This is a genomic window from Candidatus Zixiibacteriota bacterium, assembly GCA_016933955.1.
In the GTDB taxonomy this organism is placed as follows: domain Bacteria; phylum Zixibacteria; class MSB-5A5; order GN15; family PGXB01; genus JAFGTT01.
The window spans coordinates 54,947-76,785 of the sequence record JAFGTT010000010.1 but is presented as its reverse complement, the minus strand read 5'-3'; the positions used below and the strand labels follow the sequence as shown (position 1 = coordinate 76,785).

Below are 21,839 nucleotides of genomic sequence, written 5' to 3'. Positions count from 1 at the left end.
AAATTCCTCCGAACAGCGTTAATTTAAGACCACTACCTTCCCGAACGATTCAACCACTTCCTCCGAATCCATCGAAAATGCGGTCACCTTATATATATAGACGCCGGCGGCAACCCGGTCGCCATCATCGTCCCGGCCGTCCCACTCGTAAAATTCATAGTAGTCGTCCGGAACCGAATTTTCTTCAAAATACTTTATCTTTTTACCCGAAAGAGTAAAAATCTCCAGGCTGACCAGCCGCGCATCAGCCGTCAGGGCAAATGAAAACATCGTTTTATCGGTCATGGGATTGGGATAATTCATTACCTCACTGACCTGCATCTTCCCCGTCTCGACTAATTCGGCATCGAATTCGACAACCGATGAATTATTGGCATTATCCCAGGCCTTAATTTTAAAACGATGCCGTCCCACCGGAAGCGAACCCGGATAATACCGAATTTCACCCGATGTAAAACTACCGGAATTATACTCAAAGAGATCCGTCAAACCAATAATATTTTCCGTATCCCCATCGATAGTCAGATCGATTCCGTGACCCGTTCCCCCGGTCAGGTTAATCCCCGAACCGTCGGTCAGGGCAATATTCAGGATCGATCCCGATGCAATTCTGTCGCCGGAGACAAAATTCTCGCGATCAGAAAAAGAATACCTGATCTCCGGACCATCGCTATCCTCGGTTGAAACAATCGTCGATGATACTTCGATCGAATCGGCCAGACCGAAGGCATCGCTTCCGGGAGACTCGGCATAGGCATATATACACGCCCCGGAACCACCATAACCGATATCGAGCGGGGATATGAATTCGAAACTGAAATTCCCGTTGACGACTTCGGCCGTTCCCTGGAATAGAATCGGCCCGTTTTTCGCATACGAAAGACTATCGACCACTACCCCGCTGTTATTAACACCACGGTACAGCCGAAGGATCTCCGAATCGTAAACTGCTATATGCACCGTTCCGTTGAAATCGACCGGAACTTCGCTCACCTCATCCACCACCTCTCCGATCACCAGATGGGTATCCAGAGCCACCAGGGTGCCGGGATACTCGGTAAAATTGATACCCCGGGCGGGAATTCCCAGCCGGACAAAAGGATCACCAAAAAAGGTATACTTCCGATCATTGATTTTCTCCTGGATGTAGCCGTTGCTGTACTGCCGGATTAATTTGGCGGCATACAACACCTGGCATATGGAAAGATCGTCGTTATCGAAGAGAATGTCGAAGACCTGCCGGTTAAGTCCCGAGTTTTCGCCGGAATAAACCAGCCGCGTGGCCGAAACCGCCGCCACAGCACCGCCCGAAGCCAGCCGTAAAAGTTCCTCGGCCATTCCCTCCCGGGACGGGTTATCGAAGAAACCAATGGCGCAGGAGGCAATATAGACAAAAGTCAGGCGATTCAGATTGGTCAGTTTCTGTAAGTCCGTACTCCGATTTAAAATATGCTCATGCGCCCAGGTGTCGGGGTTGCCGTGGCCGACATAATTGATCAGCAAAGTGCCGTCGTTGATCGACCGGACAATCTGCCGGTTGACCTCGGGTTTGTCTTTATCGGAATTAAATGGATATTCCCAGGCGTAAATCTTGTTCCTCCGGAAAGCCCGGGGCAGATGGCTCTCCTGCAAAATCTCCGTTTGCCGCGTATGAGTCAATCCCTCGTAATCGCCGTCATCATACTCATCATCGGCCACAAGGGTCACAAAGGAGCGCCAATCCCCCAGATTATCCATCGATTCATAGTTTTTGATTTTATCGACAATGGTATAAATCTGGGCCGCACCGGAAACCGGCCAGCGGGCAATAATCATATCGTAGCCGCGATCACTGCAGGTGTCGCAGTAAGTACTGTCACTGTCAAGTAAACCGTAATCCCCGAAATATACATAATTGTCATCGGATGATGTAGCGTCCAATTCATGAATATAAGGCGGGATATAATTCCGGGTCGGGGTCAAAAGGTTATTTTCATAATCGTAACTGCCATCGCCCACCAGAAGCACCGCCGAGGGAACCGCGCCGTTCGGATTATCATAGCTGTTTTTTAGAAAATCCCGAATGGCCCCGGGATCATACAGGCCGAACGAATAACGATTAATAATGTCTTCAAGGGCGACCAGCGCGACACTGATATTCGATTTCGTCTCCCGATACTGCTCGAAATCCCCAAGATCACCGATGAATTCTTCCGGGACAATAATGTACATATCCGCCGAGGCGATATCACCCATCGGAGTTACTTTTGAAATGGTCGCCGATCCGGTCATTTTCGATGGCGCGCAGATATAATATCGTTTACCGGATCCACCTGATAAATCATCCTGGAAGATGATATCCGTCCCCAGCGAGGCATTAACCAGCAATACCGGCTCATAGACATCGCTCAAATCATAAATCCGAGGTGTTTCGCCGCCGAATTGATCGGTTACCACAAACTCCCCGCGACCCTCAAACGGAGATATATAGAAATCAAGAAGGCTCGATTGCGGTAATAAATATCCCTGGTAGGCCACCTCGCAGAAACCCATGTACGGCGGGGCATCATAATTGGGACTCATGGTTACGACAAACCGATTCAACCCTCCGAAAAGCTGGTAGGTCCGGTAAACATATACCAGCGATTGCGAGGATAACAGCGTGGCCGCCGATCCGTTGACACTGACATTAATTCCATTGACCCTGGCCCTGATTCTGACCTGCGAGGATTCAGCTGTCACGGCGTTGGGCATATATATGGAAAATGTCTTGCTGGTGGTATCCGACCAGTACCAGTTGAAATAATCATAAATATGACTGGAATTATCGCGGTAAAGCAGTTTATTCTCCCCCACCCGGGTATAAAACCAGCCGCGTTCCATAACCGTATCGGCGACTTCATCGGGAGCGGCATCAATACTCTGAATTCTTTTACCGGTCTGCCCGAAACTTCCCGAAACCGCCAGCCAGTAACAATTGGTGTTGGTGTAGTGATTTTCGAAGAAGTACGGCAGGGAATCGGACGGATAAATCCAACGGTCGGCCGCCTCGGCATAAAAAATGAGATTATCGGTGACATTGAAAATACCGTCGCCGTTATCATTGACGGTGATAGCCACTTCTCGCAACACCGGACGATCCTCACTGTTATCGACCGGAACCGGCAACCCGCCGCCGTAAAACAGGTGAATCGAATCGCTGGCGATATTGTTTAGAACCATCCCGGCCGTAACCAGATTCTGCCCGGTGATACGAATGAAACCCCCGGTTCCGATTTCAATTTTGTACCATTCATCGGCCAGATCGAATACCGACTCCTGGGCTTTAGCCGCAATCGGACCGCTTTCCTCCAGCGGCCAGCTTTTGGCATGGTCATAATTCAAAACCGAATAGCCGAAAACGGCATCGAAAATTTTCCCCTCCGTCCGAACATGGAACGGTGTTACGGCACCCCCGGTTTGCCGGAATTGAATGGCTGTCTTTATCTTTCCATACAATATTCCCTGATAATAGGGATATATTTCAAGAGCCGCCAGACGGCGACCGCGGACCACACTCGTTCCCGTTATGGCGGCCAGGTTTTTGGAAGGTGATCGAATCGGTAAACCACCCGGGCAGATCCAGGAAAATGGTTCACTGCCGGAGATCTCGCTTATAAAGGCCTCATGATTCGGCGGCACGGCAATAAGAATCGGAATAAAAAGCGCTATTCCCTGTCCATCGGCAATCGGATTGGCATACTCGGCGGGATCGTCGAGATTCAATTCGAAAACCAATCCTGCTTCATCCGATGATATTATCCTGATATTATCATAACGTGAGGCTTTGGCCGGAATGGATGCCAGTAATAAAATCATTATAAATATGTAGGAAAATAATTTTAATGAAGAATGATAACGACAGGCAGGGCGATGGCCGATTATTAAAATGAGCAAACTTATAAAACTCACGGTCAAAGGTCCGTTATAAAGTAATAAGCCGATACAAATGTTATAACTACTTTACAGTTCCTTTAACCGTTGGCTCGATAATGTTCCTCCTGCTTTTATAAACGTTTAGAATATATAAAGTTCCCGAAAATAAGTCAACCGCTCAATAATTAATAATTCATTAATATTATCGGCTGTTTCCGCAAAAAATCGGCCAGAAAGAGACGGACTGTTGATTATTGTCATTATCGCATTGAATGTCAACCATTTACAATTCTACCCAATAATCGTTTGATGTCTTTCCTAAACGAAAAAAGTGAAATCTGATTCACAATTATCGAATCTGGTTATCGCTCATTCCAGCTTTATTCTAACCTATCCAATCAACTTACCTCGACCTGCTTGCCTGATATCTCTTCCATCTCGGCCGTGAAATGCCTCAGGAGCTTGGCCTCACGGGTCAATCGATAGCCTTTCAGTTCCTTTTTGCGTGCCGCGATACGGGCGATAACATCGGCCGCATACTCCAGATGGGAACCGGTGTAAACCCGGCGCGGAACCGCCAGCCGGACCAGCTCATGCGGGGCATAAAATTCCCTCCCGGTATCAGGGTCGATTCCGCCGAACATCAGCGATCCGATTTCCACACCTCTGATTCCTCCCTCACGGTACAGCTCGACCGTCAGCGATTGCCCCGGGAATTTACCCGGCGGAATATGGGGCAGAAATTTCCCGGCATCGATAAAGATGGCATGCCCGCCGGTCGGCCTGATAATCGGCGCCCCCGCCTGTTCGATTATCTGCCCGAAATATTCCATCTGGCCGATTCGATATGCCAGATAATCCTCATTGGTCACCTCACGTAATCCGGCCGCGACCGCCTCGATATCTCTCCCGGACATTCCCCCATAGGTCGGAAAACCCTCAATAACAATCATCAATTCCGTGATTTTACGGGCCAGGTCCTCATCATTGAGAGCTACAAAACCGCCCATATTGGCCAATCCATCTTTCTTGGCCGACATCAACGCCCCATCGGCGTACGAAAACATTTCCTGGGCGATTTCCTTTATGGTTCGGCCTTCATAGCCCGGTTCATCGCGCTTGATAAAATAGGCGTTCTCGGCAAAACGGGCGCAGTCAAAGAAAAACATAATTCCATACCGACCGCAGATTTCCGCCGTTTCCTTTATATTGGCCATCGAAACCGGTTGCCCGCCGGTCGAGTTATTGGTCACCGTCATGAACACCACCGGGATTTTATCCGGCCCATGCTCCTCGATAAATTGCACCAGCCGCCGGGTATCCATATTGCCTTTGAACGGCATCTCATCTTCGACATCGGCTTCGGGGCAAGGCATGTCCAGAGCCACTCCGCCCTTATGCATGACATTGGCGCGGGTGGTATCGAAATGAGTATTGTTGGGGACAAAGTCGCCTTTCTTTAATACCGAGGAAAAGAAGACATTTTCAGCCACCCGTCCCTGGTGCGTCGGAAGGATAAATTGCTTACCGGTCAGATCCCGGACGATTTCTTCGAAGCGGTAAAACGAGCGCGCCCCGGCGTAGGATTCATCGCCGCGCATGAGCCAGGCCCACTGCTCGTTGGACATGGCCCCGGTTCCGGAATCGGTTAAAAGGTCAATATAGATATCCTCGGCCCTGACCTTGAAAATATTGAAACGGGCTTCCTTTATAATTTTCTCGCGTGACGATCGGGGTAAAAGAGATATCGGCTCCACCGACTTAATACGAAAAGGCTCGGCGGGATGTTTATGTTCTTTCAAAATGCCTCCATAGCCAGATATTACCTTCAAATTTAATATAATAGCAACAACCTATGCCTTTTTCAAGCTGAATTCGGCCTTAATCGACCCGGTCAATAAACCGGCGTAATTTCTAACCTCGGGATTATAGAAGGGACGAAGATGTTTAAAGTTATCGGCTCTATCGATAATTCCCAATTGTCGAAGAAGTTCCACACAGACCGGGTACAGAGCTCGCGGGTTACCGTCATGAATTTTGACCACTATTCCCAGCGGCGGATCGGCAAATCCGATTCCCTGCATGGCTTCCGCGCCGGCCTTACAGATAATGTTGCCCGGAAACGAGCGCATCAGAGCCAGATCGAACCGCCCCTCGCCTGAAAACATCTCAGGGAATTCAGTCATGGCCGCCTTGATTCGCTGGAGGATTTGTGATTCTTTTTCATCGCCTCCGCGGCCGCCGGCCAGTTTTTGAAAGGCCATAGCCATATTAATGATCGGCATTCCGAAATTGGGCGCCGAACAACCATCGATTGAAACCAGGATTTCATCGCGCGGGATTTCGCACATCCGCGAAATACCATCCAGCACCAATTGTTGCACCTTCGATCGGGGATTGAGATATTCGCCCACATCCTCCCCCAGAAAACGAGCCAGAGCCAGAAATCCGGAATGCTTGCCGGAGCAGTTGTGGCGAAGCGGGTCTTTATCTTCGCCCTGCCGGGGATACTCTCCGGCCATGGTCATATAAATAGGCACATGGGTCCCGCATTTGAGATCCTCCGGACTGTTACCGGCGGCCTTGAGATTGCTTAAAACCACCTCACGATGGTGATCGCTCCCGATATGCGACCCACACATGATCGATAATTGTTTGGCGCTGAAACCGTATTTATCGGCCGCCCCGGTGGCAATCAACGGCATCAATTGAAATGGTTTCGGGGAAGACCGGGCAAATGTGAAAAATTGAGGGTCGCCGAAATAATGAATCAGCTCCCCTTTGGCGTTGACTACCGCGATCGATCCGCAGTGAACCGATTCCGCTTTCGCGCCCCGATATACTCTGGCGACTATTTCAGACATAATAAATTCTTTCCTTTTATCTACCCGCGTCGGGGACTCACGCCGTCAGCGGATATGCCCCCGAATAAATGCCTGTCAAACATGGCCTAAGATGAGTTAAAAGGGATAAAAAGTCAACGGGTGAAAAGATCTTGAGGATCAATTTCCCTTGAAGTGTATATGAATTTATCACAAAAGTAATTGTCAATCCCCTTGGACAATTCCTTCAAATGCCGAATATCAATGATTTCCTCACTAAATAGTAAACAATTTTTCTTCATTTTAAATTTACAACCTCTTTCCGGGAATAACTTTTTTTAATGAAAATAAAAATAAAGCTATGAATTTAAGCTCAATAAAATTAAATTGGCCCCTGATTAAAAATAACTTTCGTATAATCCTGATGTACCGGGATTAATTCGGCCGCCGCTGGTGCGGCCCGTTGGAAATAAACACTGGTGTTATTTGGAGGTTTTCAATGAAAGTCACGGTTGACCATGAACTCTGCAGCGGTGATGGCATCTGCGCCGATATCTGCCCGGAAGTCTTTCAGATGAATGACAACGACCAGGCTGATGTCATCGTCGATGAAGTCCCGGATGAGCACAAGGAAGCGGTTCGGGAAGCGGCCGAAACTTGTCCGGAAAGTTGCATCTATATTGAAGAATAATCGCTGAATTATAAAGAGGCAGGGATCCCCCTGCCTCTTTAAATGATTTACAATAAACACCTTACTTATGGGCAACCGCCGCCATCCGCTTAGCCTGATGGTCATAAGGACTACCGTCCAGACCCCCATAGATATCAACCCTGTTAAATCCGCACCCGGTTAATAGCCTTTTCAGTTCGGCGGCCGAATAAAGTCGAACAATTAATTCCAGTTCGTTTATTTTCTCATCTTTAATAATAATCCACTTCATCTTTATCCCGCCGTAGCCGTCTATCACTTCCCGCTCTTCAAGGATATAAACATCATCGACCTTATTCCAGCCCCGGGGCTGAAAGATTCTCGCATTAATTTCCTTACCCATCATCTCCAGCAGGAAAACCCCACCCGGTTTGAGAGAATGATAAATATTTTCCGCCACCCGCCGATCATCTTCGGGATCTTCAAAGAAACCGAACGATGTGAATAAATTGACTGCCAGATTAAAAGCGCTCTCCCGCCGAAAAAGACGCATATCTTCGCGGACAAAATCAATTTCCAGCCCTTCCCAGATTGCCCTTTTACCCGCCTTTTCCAGATAGGAAGTAGTTCTGTCCACCCCGGTAACGGTGAAACCGCGCCGGGCGAACTCGATACAATGACGCCCCACCCCGCAACAGAGATCAAGAACCTTTAGTTCCGGTTCAGGATTTAAGAGCCTGATGATTTTATCGACCGTTTCACTGGCCTCGGTGATTCGCGGCTGAGCGAAAAGAATCTGACCGGCGATTTCCCAGAATTCATCGCTCTCATGCCAGGGTTTCTCGTCAGTCATTAATAACGCTCCTGAAAAAAAAGCTGGATCAAATATTATATAATCAAAGCGTTGATTAATGACAAGATATTAACCAAATGGAAATCAAGCAGAATTTGATCGAATTTCATCGACCAGCGAACGCGCGGTCCGCGATCTAATCCCCGATTGGCGGCAGGCAATCAGGATTTTGTGATAGATACCCAGCATTTGTCCGTATTCCGGATTAAAAAATTGACCGGGGTGAAATATCAGGGTCAGCGCCCCGCCGATACGACTCAAATGGCTTACCAGTTCAGAAAATTTGTTCACGGCTTTATCCCCGTATTGCCGTACCAAAACCGCATCCATAACAACCATAGGGACTTCCCAAATATCCAGAGGGGCACAAATTTCAGGATTAAAAACCTGAAAACATCCGCCAATGCCGTTTCGATAACCTATCCGGTCGGCATATCCGGAAGATTCATCAACGTTTATACCGTGTTTGCACAAAAATGGAAATGATCTTTCCGGATCGAATTTAAGATAATGAGCCCGGCCTGTCGTGATTTCGGATTCAGCTATTTCTTGAAGTTGTGCCAGTTGCGCTGAAAAACATTCTTCATTAAGAAAGGTATCATAGTTGTAATGCATGCCGATATTCCAGTCATCCGGGATATTCGCCAACACATCAGGCATAATGGCCGATCCGCTTCTGGCACCAAATCGACCGCCGCTTCCATTCAAAAGGTAAAATGTCGATTTGAATCCGAAACACCTTTCCAGATCAATCATCCCGGTGACATTATCAAAATAAAACCGCCTGGGTGTAAATGCATTGCGAACCATCCACCAGGCATTACCGATTTTAGGCAATCGGGCCTTCAGGAGAGGCTGAAAAATCCGCAACAATCTTACAGATTGCGTCCAGAAATCGTTGCCCCGAAGAATATCACAATCATGCGACAGGACTATTATGGCCGGTCTTATAAGCCTTTCCAGTTCATAGGACGGCTCCGCGTTCCGGCGAAGCCCGTCCGCGGCCCCGACCAGAGCCGCGACCGCCTCATTGAAAGCCGGAACCTCGATGAGATTCAACAGACTCCGGGGACTGAAAACAGCGGCATATCTACCGTGAGCATCTCTCTTAGAGGTGGCTCGTTCTTCCCCAAAAGTCAGAAGTTGAAACAGATTTCCAAACAAATTCCAGGCCGGAATCAAGGTCCCTCCTGGATTCTGGTACCATAGCGGCGCCGCCTCATTCGGGATACCCTTCCAAAAGCCGCCATCCGGCGGAGGTATCCGATTCCATAACGTCAGGTTGGTACCATTAAAGCCAACATTGAACGGATGCCCTATTTCAAAAGGCATCGGGATATCGAAAGGAATGACCACGGTCCTATCATTAACGGCGATGGCTTCATCATAAGGCAGGAAACGAATAAAACCGGAGTAGAACAGATTGAGTACATCCCGCTCAAAAAACAGCATAAGATGATTGATAATCTGTTTTTTTACATACTCGACTTCGGGAGGAAGCATCAACCCAGTACCCCTTCTGTGTATATTCGGCTGACATACCAGTCATCGAATCGCTTGAAAGAAACTCGGTCTTCTCCGGCCCCGCAATTGTACAGGACGACTGAATGTCCGCGTTTGCTGTGATAAAAGCCTGTCTTTTTTGCCACCTGCAAAATAAGCCGATCAAAAGGATGGCAATTGACATGCCAGCCCCGAATACCAACCGCTCCCATATTTCGCGCCCCCATGACCGCTTCAATTAGCAGAGCCCCGATAATGTCTTCTTCCCGGTGTTGACCGTAATTTCCTGCGGCCATTACATCAACCAGATAACCCAGGCCATCATCACCAAGGGCAAAAGCTACCCAGCCGCACAACTCATCCTCATTATATATTGCGCGTACGATGCCTTTTACATAGGGATTATCGAATAGACGCCATTGAAGATAATCATGATCCCGATATATGGTGGTTCCGCCCCATTTATCAATAAAACGCTTACACACTTCCCCCATCTGAGGATCGGGTTTGTCCGGAGTCCGAATTTGCAGATTTTGCAATATTCGTCTTCTCCCGACACCAAACCGTATAGAACTTAATGATTGAGCGGCCGCACATCCGAAATACATAGCCCCCATTTTCAGGCTATTCCTCACCATTGCCTTCCGATCGGTCCGGCCTTTATCCAGAAAAATGGGGACCGAACGGGTTGAGAATGGCATGAAAATTTGTTCTGTTTTCCCCGGAATGGTGAAATTCAATCGCTCAAAAGCTTTAATTGCCGGGGTAAAACCCCAGACATGGGCAAAACCATGATCGGCGGCGAAATCAAACAACAGGGCATACATTTTTTCAAATAGCCGCTGACCGCGATAATCGGGATCAACCAGCGTTTCCTCGGATTTGGCTGTCCAATATACTCCTTCACGGTCGATCATCCGAATCGGAATAAACGCCTGGGTTCCGACAATTCTGCCTTTATCGACTGCAACTGCATATGGTATCGAATCGGCCCGGTAATTATTCAAGACAAAATCCCAGCGCCATTGCAGGAGAGTTCTGTCATGCTTAAAGATTCTGTTATGAAACTGGTTACAAAGCTCCTCTTCACCACTGGTAATCAAACGGATTTCCACGGACAACTCCTATAAAAACACCAGGCGGGCATTTTATAATTGACAATACTTGAATAATCCATAAACACGGAACAAAATACGAACCCGGGTTACTAACTTCAAGTCCTTTTGGTATTCTGTAATTGGAAACGACATATAAAAGCGGGGTGGTTATCCACCCCGCTCTAACGAAAGGAGCCGAAACAAGCCAATAATTTCGGCTGGTGTGACTGCCGCATTTCATAAACGACAGCACATTTCATGAGGCCGTCAAATCGCCCCTGAATTTATCCTTATTCCCGGTCTCTCCTGATATTATACCTTCAATTTCTTCAAAATTTCCGGAATATCCAGAAAAGTCCTGGCCGGGTGAGCGCCGGCCTCGGCCAGGGCCTCAAGTTTCTCTTTGGCCGTTCCCATCTTCCCCTCGACAATCGCCCCGGCATGTCCCATCCGTTTGCCCGGAGGCGCAAAAATACCGCCGATCATGGCTATCACCGGCGTCTCCATTTTCGTAATCGTATCGCAGGCACGTTCCTCATACACCCCGCCGATTTCACCGGTCATAACTACCGCTCTGGTTTTCTCATCCTGCTCGAACATCCAGAGTATCTCGTCGAAAGTCGATCCCAGAATCGGGTCACCGCCCAAACCGACACAGGTTGTCTCGCCATAACCGGTCCGGGTCAGAGTATCGGCGATATAATATGTAATTGATCCCGACCGGCTGACCGTTCCGACTCGCCCCGGGGTAAAGGCGATATCCGGCATAATACCCAGATTGGCTTCGCCGGGAGTGATAATACCGGCCGTGTTGCCGCCCAGGACGGTACATCCGTGAGCGACCGCCTCCTTGCGAACCAGGAGCATATCATGAATGGGAATATGTTCTGGGATAACAACCACAAATTTCAATCCGGCCCGAATCGCTTCGATCGCCGCCTCTTTGACAAATGGGGCCGGGAGAAAGATAACCGAGGTGTCGGCTCCGGTTTCTTTGACACATTCGGCCACCGTATCGAAAACCGGTTTCCCTTCGACTATCTGCCCGCCCTTACCGGGTGAAGTCCCGCCGACAATAACCGTGCCGTATTCGATCATGCGCCGGGTATGAAACGATCCGGCTCCGCCGGTGATACCCTGAACCATAACCTTTGAATGTTTATCGACCAGAATCGCCATCACCACCCTCCTTCCGCCTCGCGGGCCAGTTCCACCGCCCGCTTTGAAATCTCCTCAATCGGTGTCTCGATACCGTGAAATTCGAATTTCCGGAACAACTCCGGATTTTGCTTCTTGGCCTCATCGAAAAGACGCACCCCTTCCTGCCACATATTCCCGGTCATCCGGCAAACCATCGGTTTGGAAAGTCCGTGGTCTTTGAGAAACATGATTACCCCTTTGGCGAAATCATCGCAACGTGAGATACCGCCGAATCTCGCCCCGAAAATAGCCTTAACCTCGGGATTTTCATCGAGCAGAACCAGCATCCGGGCCAGCCGTTCCGGAGTTGGTCCGCCGCCGGAATCCATGAAATTGGCCGGCTTGCCACCATAATAATGAATAAAATCGTTACCCATGATACCGAATCCGGCCCCCCCGGGAAACATGCCGATATTGCCGTCCAGATCAAGATACGGTATCCCCCACTCGGTGGCTTTCTGCTCGCGCGGCGTCATTTCCCCTTCCTCGTGCCTTTTTTCGATCCCCATTTCCGCCAGTTCCGGATGACGGAAAACGGCATCATCATCAAGTGACACCCGGCTGTCGGCGGCAATCAATTTACCATCCGTGGTAACGACCAGTGGATTGATTTCGGCCAGTTTGGCATCATACTTTTTGAACAATTTAAACAGGCCGGAAATTATGGCCGATCCGGTCTTAATCAGCTCGGAATCCAGGCCGATCCCCTTGGCGATGGTTATGGCCTCGAATCCATACATCTCCTGATCAATATCAAACGACCGGCGATATATCTTCTCCGGCGTTTTGGCCGCCGTTTCCTCAATATCAACGCCGCCTTCCGAGGAAGCGATCACAACCAGCTTATAATTAACCCGATCGATAGTCACCCCGATATACAGCTCCCGGGCGATATTCAGTTTTGGTTCCACCAGGATTTTTTCGACCGGAAAACCATTGATTTTAAGACGGAATAACTCCCCCGCAACAATTTCGGCGGCCTGGGGGCTATCAACCACTTTTATTCCACCTGCTTTACCGCGCCCGCCGGTCAAAACCTGCGACTTCAACACCACCGGCAGACCGATTTCCGTAGCTATTTTCTTCGCTTCGTCCGTATTCAGAGCTATTTCCCCGGCCGGGATGGGGATTTTAAATCTGGCAAAAAGCTCTTTGCCCTCATGTTCATAAAGTCTCATTCCTTGACACCTTTAATCGGAGTAAAATTTCAACGCCGTTTCTTATGATTCGGCAATTTAATAGTTTGCTTGATAATGTCAATGTCTTAGGAATGGAAGTCGGGTAAATTGAAATCAGAGTGTTATTTTTTTAAGAAAAATACATAAAAAAATGTTAAAAAAACCGGATAGAATATTGTCAGCCGGGATTATTTTGATTATATTGAAATATTAAGCCGGTTTTTATTGTGAAATAATTCACGATTTTCGGTTTAAAACAAGGCGTGGGAATACACTAAATGTTTGTCTGCTTTTTAGTTAATATAAAGAAAAATATACCCTTTTGTAAATTTTTCAGCGATCAACCTTTCTAAAATGAGGTCTTGATGCCACTTTTCATATCCAAACGCGACACCGACGATAAGTTGCGGCGGAAAGTTATGGAAATCAGCGGCCAGAATTTTCAAACATGTTTCCAGTGCGGAACCTGCTCCGGATCATGTCCCATGGCCGACCATATTACCGTTATTCCGCGAAAAATCATGGCTCTTCTGCAACTGGGGAATAAAAAGGCTCTCGAGGAGGCCAATACCCCATGGATCTGCGCTTCATGTCATACCTGCATGGTTCGTTGCCCGCGCGGAATTGATATTCCCCGGGTCATGGAGGCACTGCGTCTGCTAAAACTCCGTCGGAATATCGATCACGTGGAACTGAAAAAGATTAAACCCGAAGAAGTCTCCGACCTGCCCCAGATCGCTATGGTTTCCGGCTTCCGCAAGATGACATCGTGAGGTGAACCCATGAAATTGAGCTATTATCCCGGATGTACTCTAAAAACCAAGGCCAAAAATCTGGAACTCTCCGCCCTGGCCGCTCTCAAAGCGCTGGGGATCGAGGTCGATGAGCTGGAACGATGGAACTGCTGCGGGGCGGTTTATTCGCTGGCCGATGATGATCTAATTCACCTGGTGGCGCCCGTCCGTGATCTGATCCGTGTCAAAGAAAGCGGTCACGACACTGTTATGACACTGTGTTCAATGTGCTTCAATACCCTGGCCCGCGCCAATGAGTTGATGAAACACGATGAGGAAAAACGATTCACCATCAATACTTTCATGGATGAGGAACCCGATTATGCCGGGGAAGTGAAAGTCGTGCATTTTCTTGATTTCATCCGTGACGATTATGGTTTCGATAAATTAAAGGAAAAAGTAATCAATCCCCTGACCGGCTTGAAAGTCGCACCGTACTACGGATGTACCCTTTTACGACCAAGGGAAGTGGCTATCGACAAACCCGATAATCCGTCAGTCCTGCATCGATTTCTTGAGGCCCTCGGAGCCACGGTGGTTGATTTCCCGTCATCGACTACCTGTTGCGGAACTTATCAGGTCCTGGGCGCACCCGAGGCCTCGCTCCGGGTTTCACATGAGATTCTCGGCGATGCCGTCCGGCATGGCACCGAAGCCCTGGCCCTGACCTGTCCCCTGTGCGACTACAACCTGGGCCGTCGGCAGGATAAGATGCTGGAGAAGTACGACGATGCCGGCGAGGTGCCGGTTTACTATTTCACCCAGTTAATGGCCATTGCCCTTGGCGTTGATCCAGGTATTTCGCATTTTGAACTAAACCGGAAAAGCGCCCTGGAACTTCTGAAAGCTCGTAATTTAATCAAGGCTTCGGCATGACAATGATAAAAAAACAATATGTTGCAGTATAGATGAGGTGACAATGAGCGATACAATGAAAGAAAAAGTGGCGGCCGTGGAAGCCAAAATGATTCCCATCTATATCATGGGAAAAAAATACGATGTGCCCGAGTCGCTGACGATTATGAAAGCGATGGAGTATGCCGGGTATAAGTATATCCGGGGATGCGGCTGTCGCGGCGGCGTCTGCGGCGCCTGCAGTACGGTTTACCGTAGACCCAATGATTATAAAATATACACCGGGCTCGCCTGCCAGACAGTGGTCGAACCGGAGATGTACCTGACCCAGTTGCCGTTTTACCCGGCCCTGCGGGCCACCTATGATTTCGCCGAATTGACCGGGGAACCGGAACAGATTTTCGAGCTCTATCCCGAGCTGTTCCGATGCGTGGCCTGCAATGCCTGCACCAAGGTCTGCCCGATGGATGTCGAAGTGATGGACTATATCGCCGCTCTCAAGCGTGGAGATATCAAGGCGGCCGCCCAGATTTCGTTCGATTGCATCCAGTGTGGATTGTGCGCCAGCCGGTGTATGGGTGAATTGCCCCAGTATCATATCGCCCAGCTGGCCCGCCGCCTGAACGGCGCCTATCTGACTCCCCGGGCCGAACACCTGAAAACCATGGTGGCCAATATCGAGGCCGGACGTTATACCGAATGTCTCGGCAAACTCAAGGCGTCCGATGAGGAAAATCTGAAAAAGCTGTACACCGCGCGTGAAATGGAACCGGCGTCGGCGGGAGAAGACTGGACCCCCAAAGAAAATACCTGTTTGTAAATCGGGGATTTGTTAACTGCAAATGAGAATAAAACGAGGTTTGAATATATGCCGTATCCACAGGAATTAAAAGAACTCATCAAAATCGTCGAGAGCACCCGGGCGGAACGGGTCGAACGGAAAAAGAAAAACGAGGAAGTCCCGTTTCTTTCCCTTGACGAACGCAAGGAAATGCTCAATAACCACCCCGATTTCAAAGAAGAGGGCCGTCGGCCGCTCAAGGTCGGTCCCTCCAAAAACTATCGTATCGCTCATGAAATGTGTAATCTCCTTGAGGCTCGTAGCCGAGTCAATCCCGATGACATAGACCTGTCTAAAATCGATTATGAAACCGATGTCCTGGTGATCGGCGGAGGCGGAGCCGGAACGGCCGCCGCTCTTCTGGCCCAGGAACAGGGAGCCAAAGTCATTATCGCCACCAAGCTCCGTCACGGCGACGCCAACACCATGATGGCCGAGGGCGGAATCCAGGCCGCCACCAAGGGCCATAAGGATTCTCCTTATTATCACTATCTCGATGTCATGGGCGGCGGACATTTTAACAATGTCCCGGAATTGGTTGAAAAACTTGTTACCGAAGCCCCTGACGTGATCAAATGGCTTGAGAGTCTCGGGTGCAATTTCTCCAAGTTCCCCGATGGGACGCTTCATACCATTCACGGCGGCGGAACCAGCCGCAAAAGAATGCACTATGCGGCCGACATCACCGGGGCCGAGATGATGCGCACTATTCGCGATGAGGCCCGTAACCGGATAGCCGATATCAAAGTCATTGAATTCTCTCCGGCCGTGGAACTGCTCCTCAATGAAAAAGGCCACTGCGCCGGGGCCGTTCTGTATAACATGGAAACCGAGGAATATTTTATCATTAAGGCCAAATCCGTCGTCATGGCCACCGGCGGTTCCGGCCGCCTGCATATTCAGGGTTTTATGACCACCAACCACTATGGCGCGACTGCCGATGGTATCGTCATGGGTTACCGGGCCGGTGTTCCCGTCTGTTTCCTTCATACCGTCCAGTACCACCCGACGGGAATCGTTTTCCCGGAACAGGCCGAAGGTATCCTGATTACCGAGAAATTCCGCGGATCCGGCGCCAATTTGGTCAATATCGATGGACAGCAGTTTGTTAATGAACGCGAGCCGCGCGATGTCGAGGCCGCTTCCATTATTAAGGAATGTATCGGCAGAGGCAAAGGCATCCCGACGCCGACGGGCAAGATGGGTATCTGGCTTGATTCCCCGATGATTGACATGCTTTCCGGTGAGGGCACTGTCGAGCGCGAATTCCCCGGAAAATTCATTCTTTATAAACGGTTCGGTATCGATATCTCCAAAGATCCGATGTTGATCTATCCCACCCTGCACTACCAGAATGGCGGCCTTGAATTTAAAAATACCGGTGAGACAAAAGTCCCGGGATTATACGTGGCCGGCGAGGTCGGCGGCGGGATTCATGGCGAAAACCGGCTGATGGGTAATTCCCTTCTCGATATTATGGTTTTCGGCCGTATTGCCGGCAAAAGTGCCACTATTTATGCCAGGGAAAAAGCCAATGGCAGTAAATTGTCTCTGGAACATGTGGTCAGGTACAATAAGGAAGTCGCCGAAGCCGGAATCGAACCGGAAAAAGTGGCTCCGATGCTTCTTCCTGATTACACCAGCAGTAGCACCAAGGCCCGTCAATACACCACCAGGTATCTGGGCACGATGCGAACATTTAAGTAGAATAATCGGATACTTGACCTAAACCAAAACCGCCGGACTTTAATCAGCCCGACGGTTTTTTATTGAATAAATATATTATGCTCCTATTGACAATTTCATATCAGCAATTTAAATAGCAACCAATCCGGTTGATTTCAATGATTCTGGATATCGTGGCATTTTCAATATAGGTGCATCATGAATAATAAAATACCTCGGAATCTCCTGTCCGACATGGATAAGGAATGCATGAAGTCGATTGTCGCATCCATCAAACGAACCAGGGCTTTATTGCTCACCATCTCTCTAATATCGGTCTGGATAATAGCCTGCGAATTGTCCGGACTCATAAAGTGGCAATTTCTGAGGACACCTTTCAGTCATCATGTTGTTCAGGCCGGGCTGAATCAGATGAATTTAATAAAGCTGAATAAAGATGCGGATTCCATCAGGTATGACTATTTTGACTCATCTGATCAACGTATGGGAGCTTATATTAAATACCAGGTGGATTCGGAACAAATTGTGTTGCCCGTTAATCCTTCATATGAAAATATTATTTATTGGTGCCAGAAATACTACCCGCTGATACTCAAACAATGGAAAGATTCCACCTTTTATGATTCCGTCTCAGGCCATCAGGTTAAATATACCGACCTTGCCAACATCGTTCTTGAAAGAGGACAAATATCCAACACCAAATTACCCGAGGACGTCATAAGAATTCCTCAAACCACTGTTCCCGTAATCGGCCTCAGTGTGAGTCAGGATGACATTGAAATCGTTGGCTCAACCATTCTGTTAGTCGCCATGATATGGTTGACGCTGAATCTCAAACAAATAAAGCAGAATACCAGCAGCTTATTAATAAATTACCCAGGCTATTCTGCAAAGAGACGATTTTTCGAAGATTGGATACCAATGCAGTTCATCTTTATACGATCAAGGCGTTCAGTAAGTCCCATGGCATTCTTGATGTTTTTCGTCCCCTTCGCTGCGATTCTTTTCAATCTCTTTGAGGATATAACTTCGATGATCTGGTATGGCAAAGCCTATTGCATGATTACCGGAACAAAGAGCTGGGCTCCGGCAATGTTTTTTTTCGATCAAAAAGTTTGGTCAAATGATGTGGTCGGATTATTATTCCTAAGATGGGGCATTCTGATCATCGCCCTTTTCTTCCTCCAGTTACTTGCCCGTCACTCCGGACTTTCCATGATGGAAATCAGCCGTGAACTTTTCCATAATAACGGTAACCCGGGAATTGAGTCACGGGAGAGATCATTTCAGTACTGGCTGATGATTGCAATATCCGTGATTATATCTTTAATAATGGGCATGTGGTGTTTAAGCAGATATTGTTCAATTGAAAGGTCTATTGAATTGTACGGTTGGACATATGCTCCCAACACCTTATGGTCCTTGATATTTCTGGTAGTTGTTTCATGTATAATTTATATCGCCATAAAATTAATCTGGAAAAAACTTGAAGGACTATATTCTTTCGAGAGTAATAAGAACCAGGGCCGCCAATATTGATAGCGAATTTGATCTTGAGGTAATACTATGTAAAAAAGCGGGCCTCCGCCCGCTTTTTTAATCCAGTAATCTATACACAATTCAATCGCTTCCCGTCTTTTTCAACCGCCCCAGGAACTTCGCCTTGATCGCCTTCATTTTCAGCTTCCCGATCGCCCCCGTCGGATCGAGATCCTTGGGACAAACCTGCTGGCAGTTGAAAATGGTATGGCACCGGAACACCCCGTAATCGGTCGCCAGATAGGCCAGCCGTTCGTTGGTGGCCGTATCGCGGGAATCATCCACCCACCGCAAGGCTTTTAACAGCGCTTGCGGCCCAAGATATTTCTGGTCGGTCGCCAATACCGGGCAGGACCCGTAACAAGCCGCACAGAAAATACAATCAACCAGGTGATCCAGCTTGAGACGATCTTTCGGCGATTGCAGATATTCCTTCTCCGGCGGGTTGCCGTCATCGATAAGATACGGCTTGATAGCCTCGAATTGCTTAAAAAACGGGGTCAGGTCAACCACCAGGTCGCGGATTATTTTCATGTGCGACAGCGGTCGCACTGTCACAATCTCCCCCATCGCCGCCACCTGCGTTTCGCAGGCCAGGCGGTACTGCCCGTTGATATGCATGGCGCATGATCCGCAGACACCCTGCCGGCACGAAGAACGGAAAGCCAGGGTCGGATCCAGATTCTCGAGGATATAGTAAAGCCCCTCGAGGACCGTCATCGAACTGGTATCGGGCATTTGGTATTCCTGAAAATGCGCCATATCCTCTGTGTCGGGATTGTATCGAAAAACCTTGAAAATCGCCATATCAATATTTCCTTTCCTCGGGTTCGTACTTACCCATGGTCACGGGCTTATACGATATTTCCGGCTCACCCTCCCGATAAACAAACATGGAGTGTTTCAGCCATTGATCGTCAAGGCGTTTGTTGAAATCGCGCCGGAAATGAGAGCCGCGCGATTCGGTCCGGTTGAGCGCCCCGACCGCAATGGTCAGGGCCGTATCCAGATTCCCGGCAATCTCGGACACCCACAGAAAATCATAATTGAATTTACCGGTTTCGGGAATAGCCCGGATTTTCTTCATCCGTTCCCGGAGAATATTAATTTCGCTGACCGCCTTGGCCATATCGGTCTTGTTGCGGAAAATCCCGATCTTATCCATCATGATCCGGGCCAGTTCATCCTTGATAGTATAGGGATTCTCCCGGCCGGAAGCACTGCGAAGCTGCTTGTACCGATCGGCTTCCTCTCTTTTGGCCCGGTCCAGCGTTTCCTCATCCTCGGTTTTCGACATTTCCTTAACCCGTCCGGCGGCATGGTAACCGGCCCGGGCCCCGAAAACAATCGTCTCCAGAAGCGAATTTCCGCCCAGACGATTGGCACCATGGACCGAAACACAGGCACATTCTCCGGCGGCATAGAAACCGTCACAAACTGTCACCCCGTCTTTATCGCAGTCCACTCCGCCCATGGTGTAATGCATGGCCGGATGCACCGGAATCGGCTCCTTGATAGGATCGACATTGCGGAAATTCATGGCGATTTCCCTGATACCCGGAAGCCGTTCCATGATTTTGGCCGCCCCCAGATGCCGCAGATCTAGATGCAAATAACGGTCCTCGAACCCTCGTCCCTCGTTGATTTCGGTTTGCATGGAACGGGCCACGATATCCCGCGGCGCCAGTTCCATCACTTTCTCGGAAACGTAGTTTTTCATGAAGCGTTCGCCGACATTGTTGAGCAGGTAGCCGCCCTCTCCCCGACATCCCTCGGTCATCAGGATCGAGGAACCGTCCAGTCCGGTTGGATGGAATTGAATGAATTCCATATCTTTTAAAGGTATTCCGGCCCAGTACGGTATGGCCACTCCGAGTCCCGTCGAGGCATGAGCGTTGGTGGTGTTGACCGAATAAACCCGCCCCGAACCGCCGGTCGCCCAGATAACGGCATTGGCTCCGATAGTTTCGAATTCGCCGCTGTGGAGATTCATCGCCACCACCCCGGCACAATGACCGTCTCGAATCGCCAGTTTGGTGACAAAACGTTCGTACAAAACCGTTATCCCGCGTTTGACCCCCTGTTCGTAGAGGGTATGCAATAAGTACAACCCGGTTCGATCGGCCCCGTAACAGGTGCGGGGAAATCCCGCCCCCCCGAACGGCCGTTGGGCGATTTTGCCGTTTTCGTATCTGGAAAAAGGACAACCCCAGTGTTCCATCTCGATGATAATCCCCGGGGCGTCCGAGGTCATTATCTGAACCGCGTCCTGATCGGCCAGAAAGTCCGAACCCTTGATCGTGTCATAGGCATGACGGTCGGGAGTGTCATCATGACCGTCCGGGTGATTCCCCAGAGCGGCGTTGATTCCCCCCTGGGCGGCACCCGAATGCGACCGCACCGGATGAATTTTCGAAATTACCGCCACCTTGGCAATACCGGCATCATGCGCCGCTACCGCCGCCCTCAGTCCGGTCAGTCCGCCGCCGACGACAATAATATCATAAAACATATCAGTTTCCTCCCGCCATGTAACTGCCCGGACTGAATTTCGGCCACTGGAGAATGATGGCGATAACCATCAGAATAATAAAAAGAACCGCCGCCGCCCAGAAAAGGGCCTTGTGGGCACGGGTCCAGCCGAAAAAATCGGTCAGCGTTATTCTGAGACCGTTGAGCATATGGGCGAAAACCCCGGCCACCAGTAGCACTTCCAATACGGCAAAAAACGGATTCTGCACCTGACCCATCCGGGCTGAAAAGGCCTCCGGACTCGAAATCGCCGATGATAACACATAGGTATGCATGATCAGGTAAATGGCCAGGCCGATTCCGGAGAGACGATGCACCCAATATGTGAAATTACCGATATTCTTGTTCAAATTGATGTCGTTGACGACATCCTTCAATTTTGAATCTGATGTCATA

The 21,839-nt window shown here is 49.1% G+C and carries 17 protein-coding genes; 6 read left to right on the top strand and 11 right to left on the bottom strand.

All coding sequences use genetic code 11. From position 1 onward, the window contains the following. Positions 1 to 18 precede the first annotated feature (18 nt). The 3 genes from porU to JXQ28_03205 all read right to left on the bottom strand — a co-directional run bounded on the left by porU (position 19) and on the right by JXQ28_03205 (position 6,758). Positions 19 to 3,837, bottom strand: coding sequence for a type IX secretion system sortase PorU (gene porU, locus JXQ28_03215; protein MBN2276738.1), 3,819 nt, complete (start codon positions 3,835 to 3,837; stop codon positions 19 to 21). A gap of 455 nt (positions 3,838 to 4,292) precedes the next feature. After that, on the bottom strand, positions 4,293 to 5,696 hold the full coding sequence (locus tag JXQ28_03210) for a tryptophanase (GenBank protein ID MBN2276737.1): 1,404 nt from the start codon (positions 5,694 to 5,696) through the stop codon (positions 4,293 to 4,295). 51 nt (positions 5,697 to 5,747) lie between these two features. Continuing rightward, on the bottom strand, positions 5,748 to 6,758 hold the full coding sequence (locus tag JXQ28_03205) for an asparaginase (protein ID MBN2276736.1): 1,011 nt from the start codon (positions 6,756 to 6,758) through the stop codon (positions 5,748 to 5,750). Between the two features lie 457 nt (positions 6,759 to 7,215). Here JXQ28_03205 and JXQ28_03200 point away from each other — a divergent pair, with 457 nt between their 5' ends. After that, entirely contained in the window at positions 7,216 to 7,407 is a 192-nt protein-coding gene (locus JXQ28_03200; GenBank protein ID MBN2276735.1) for a ferredoxin, read from the top strand. 61 nt (positions 7,408 to 7,468) lie between these two features. Here the strand turns inward: JXQ28_03200 and JXQ28_03195 are convergent, their stop codons facing one another. From JXQ28_03195 to JXQ28_03175, 5 genes are all read right to left on the bottom strand, one after another. Next, positions 7,469 to 8,218 carry a class I SAM-dependent methyltransferase gene (locus JXQ28_03195; GenBank protein ID MBN2276734.1) on the bottom strand — a complete coding sequence of 250 codons (750 nt, stop codon included), beginning with the start codon at positions 8,216 to 8,218 and terminating at the stop codon, positions 7,469 to 7,471. Between the two features lie 84 nt (positions 8,219 to 8,302). After that, entirely contained in the window at positions 8,303 to 9,721 is a 1,419-nt protein-coding gene (locus JXQ28_03190; protein ID MBN2276733.1) for a hypothetical protein, read from the bottom strand. Beyond that, a complete protein-coding gene (locus JXQ28_03185) occupies positions 9,721 to 10,836 on the bottom strand; it encodes a GNAT family N-acetyltransferase (GenBank protein ID MBN2276732.1) in 1,116 nt (371 codons plus the stop codon). Before JXQ28_03185 ends, JXQ28_03190 begins: the two co-directional genes overlap by 1 nt. Positions 10,837 to 11,130: 294 nt before the next feature. Then, complete coding sequence (gene sucD, locus JXQ28_03180) at positions 11,131 to 11,997, bottom strand: succinate--CoA ligase subunit alpha (GenBank protein MBN2276731.1); 867 nt, start codon at positions 11,995 to 11,997, stop codon at positions 11,131 to 11,133. Continuing rightward, entirely contained in the window at positions 11,997 to 13,196 is a 1,200-nt protein-coding gene (locus tag JXQ28_03175) for an acetate--CoA ligase family protein (protein MBN2276730.1), read from the bottom strand. The genes sucD and JXQ28_03175 overlap by 1 nt, the downstream gene beginning before the upstream one ends. A gap of 365 nt (positions 13,197 to 13,561) precedes the next feature. On the opposite strand from JXQ28_03175, the gene JXQ28_03170 reads away from it, so the two are divergent. The 5 genes from JXQ28_03170 to JXQ28_03150 all read left to right on the top strand — a co-directional run bounded on the left by JXQ28_03170 (position 13,562) and on the right by JXQ28_03150 (position 18,911). Then, positions 13,562 to 13,969 carry a 4Fe-4S dicluster domain-containing protein gene (locus JXQ28_03170; protein ID MBN2276729.1) on the top strand — a complete coding sequence of 136 codons (408 nt, stop codon included), beginning with the start codon at positions 13,562 to 13,564 and terminating at the stop codon, positions 13,967 to 13,969. A gap of 9 nt (positions 13,970 to 13,978) precedes the next feature. Beyond that, positions 13,979 to 14,866 (top strand): CoB--CoM heterodisulfide reductase iron-sulfur subunit B family protein, encoded by an 888-nt coding sequence (locus JXQ28_03165; GenBank protein MBN2276728.1) that lies wholly within the window; start codon positions 13,979 to 13,981, stop codon positions 14,864 to 14,866. Positions 14,867 to 14,921: 55 nt separating this feature from the next. Next, positions 14,922 to 15,665: a 4Fe-4S dicluster domain-containing protein gene (locus tag JXQ28_03160; protein ID MBN2276727.1), complete on the top strand. Its 744-nt coding sequence runs from the start codon at positions 14,922 to 14,924 to the stop codon at positions 15,663 to 15,665. Between the two features lie 48 nt (positions 15,666 to 15,713). Further along, the gene (locus JXQ28_03155) at positions 15,714 to 17,393 is read left to right on the top strand and encodes an FAD-binding protein (protein MBN2276726.1); all 1,680 of its coding nucleotides are present in this window, start codon (positions 15,714 to 15,716) and stop codon (positions 17,391 to 17,393) included. 228 nt (positions 17,394 to 17,621) lie between these two features. Next, positions 17,622 to 18,911, top strand: coding sequence for a hypothetical protein (locus JXQ28_03150; protein ID MBN2276725.1), 1,290 nt, complete (start codon positions 17,622 to 17,624; stop codon positions 18,909 to 18,911). Between the two features lie 81 nt (positions 18,912 to 18,992). Here JXQ28_03150 and JXQ28_03145 read toward each other — a convergent pair whose 3' ends face one another. Genes JXQ28_03145 through sdhC form a run of 3 tightly spaced genes read right to left on the bottom strand, consistent with a single transcriptional unit; the run spans position 18,993 to position 21,838 of the window. Next, entirely contained in the window at positions 18,993 to 19,718 is a 726-nt protein-coding gene (locus JXQ28_03145) for a succinate dehydrogenase iron-sulfur subunit (protein ID MBN2276724.1), read from the bottom strand. A gap of 1 nt (position 19,719) precedes the next feature. Continuing rightward, entirely contained in the window at positions 19,720 to 21,423 is a 1,704-nt protein-coding gene (locus tag JXQ28_03140; protein ID MBN2276723.1) for an FAD-binding protein, read from the bottom strand. A 1-nt stretch (position 21,424) separates the two neighbouring features. After that, positions 21,425 to 21,838, bottom strand: coding sequence for a succinate dehydrogenase, cytochrome b556 subunit (sdhC, locus tag JXQ28_03135; GenBank protein ID MBN2276722.1), 414 nt, complete (start codon positions 21,836 to 21,838; stop codon positions 21,425 to 21,427). Position 21,839 lies beyond the last annotated feature (1 nt).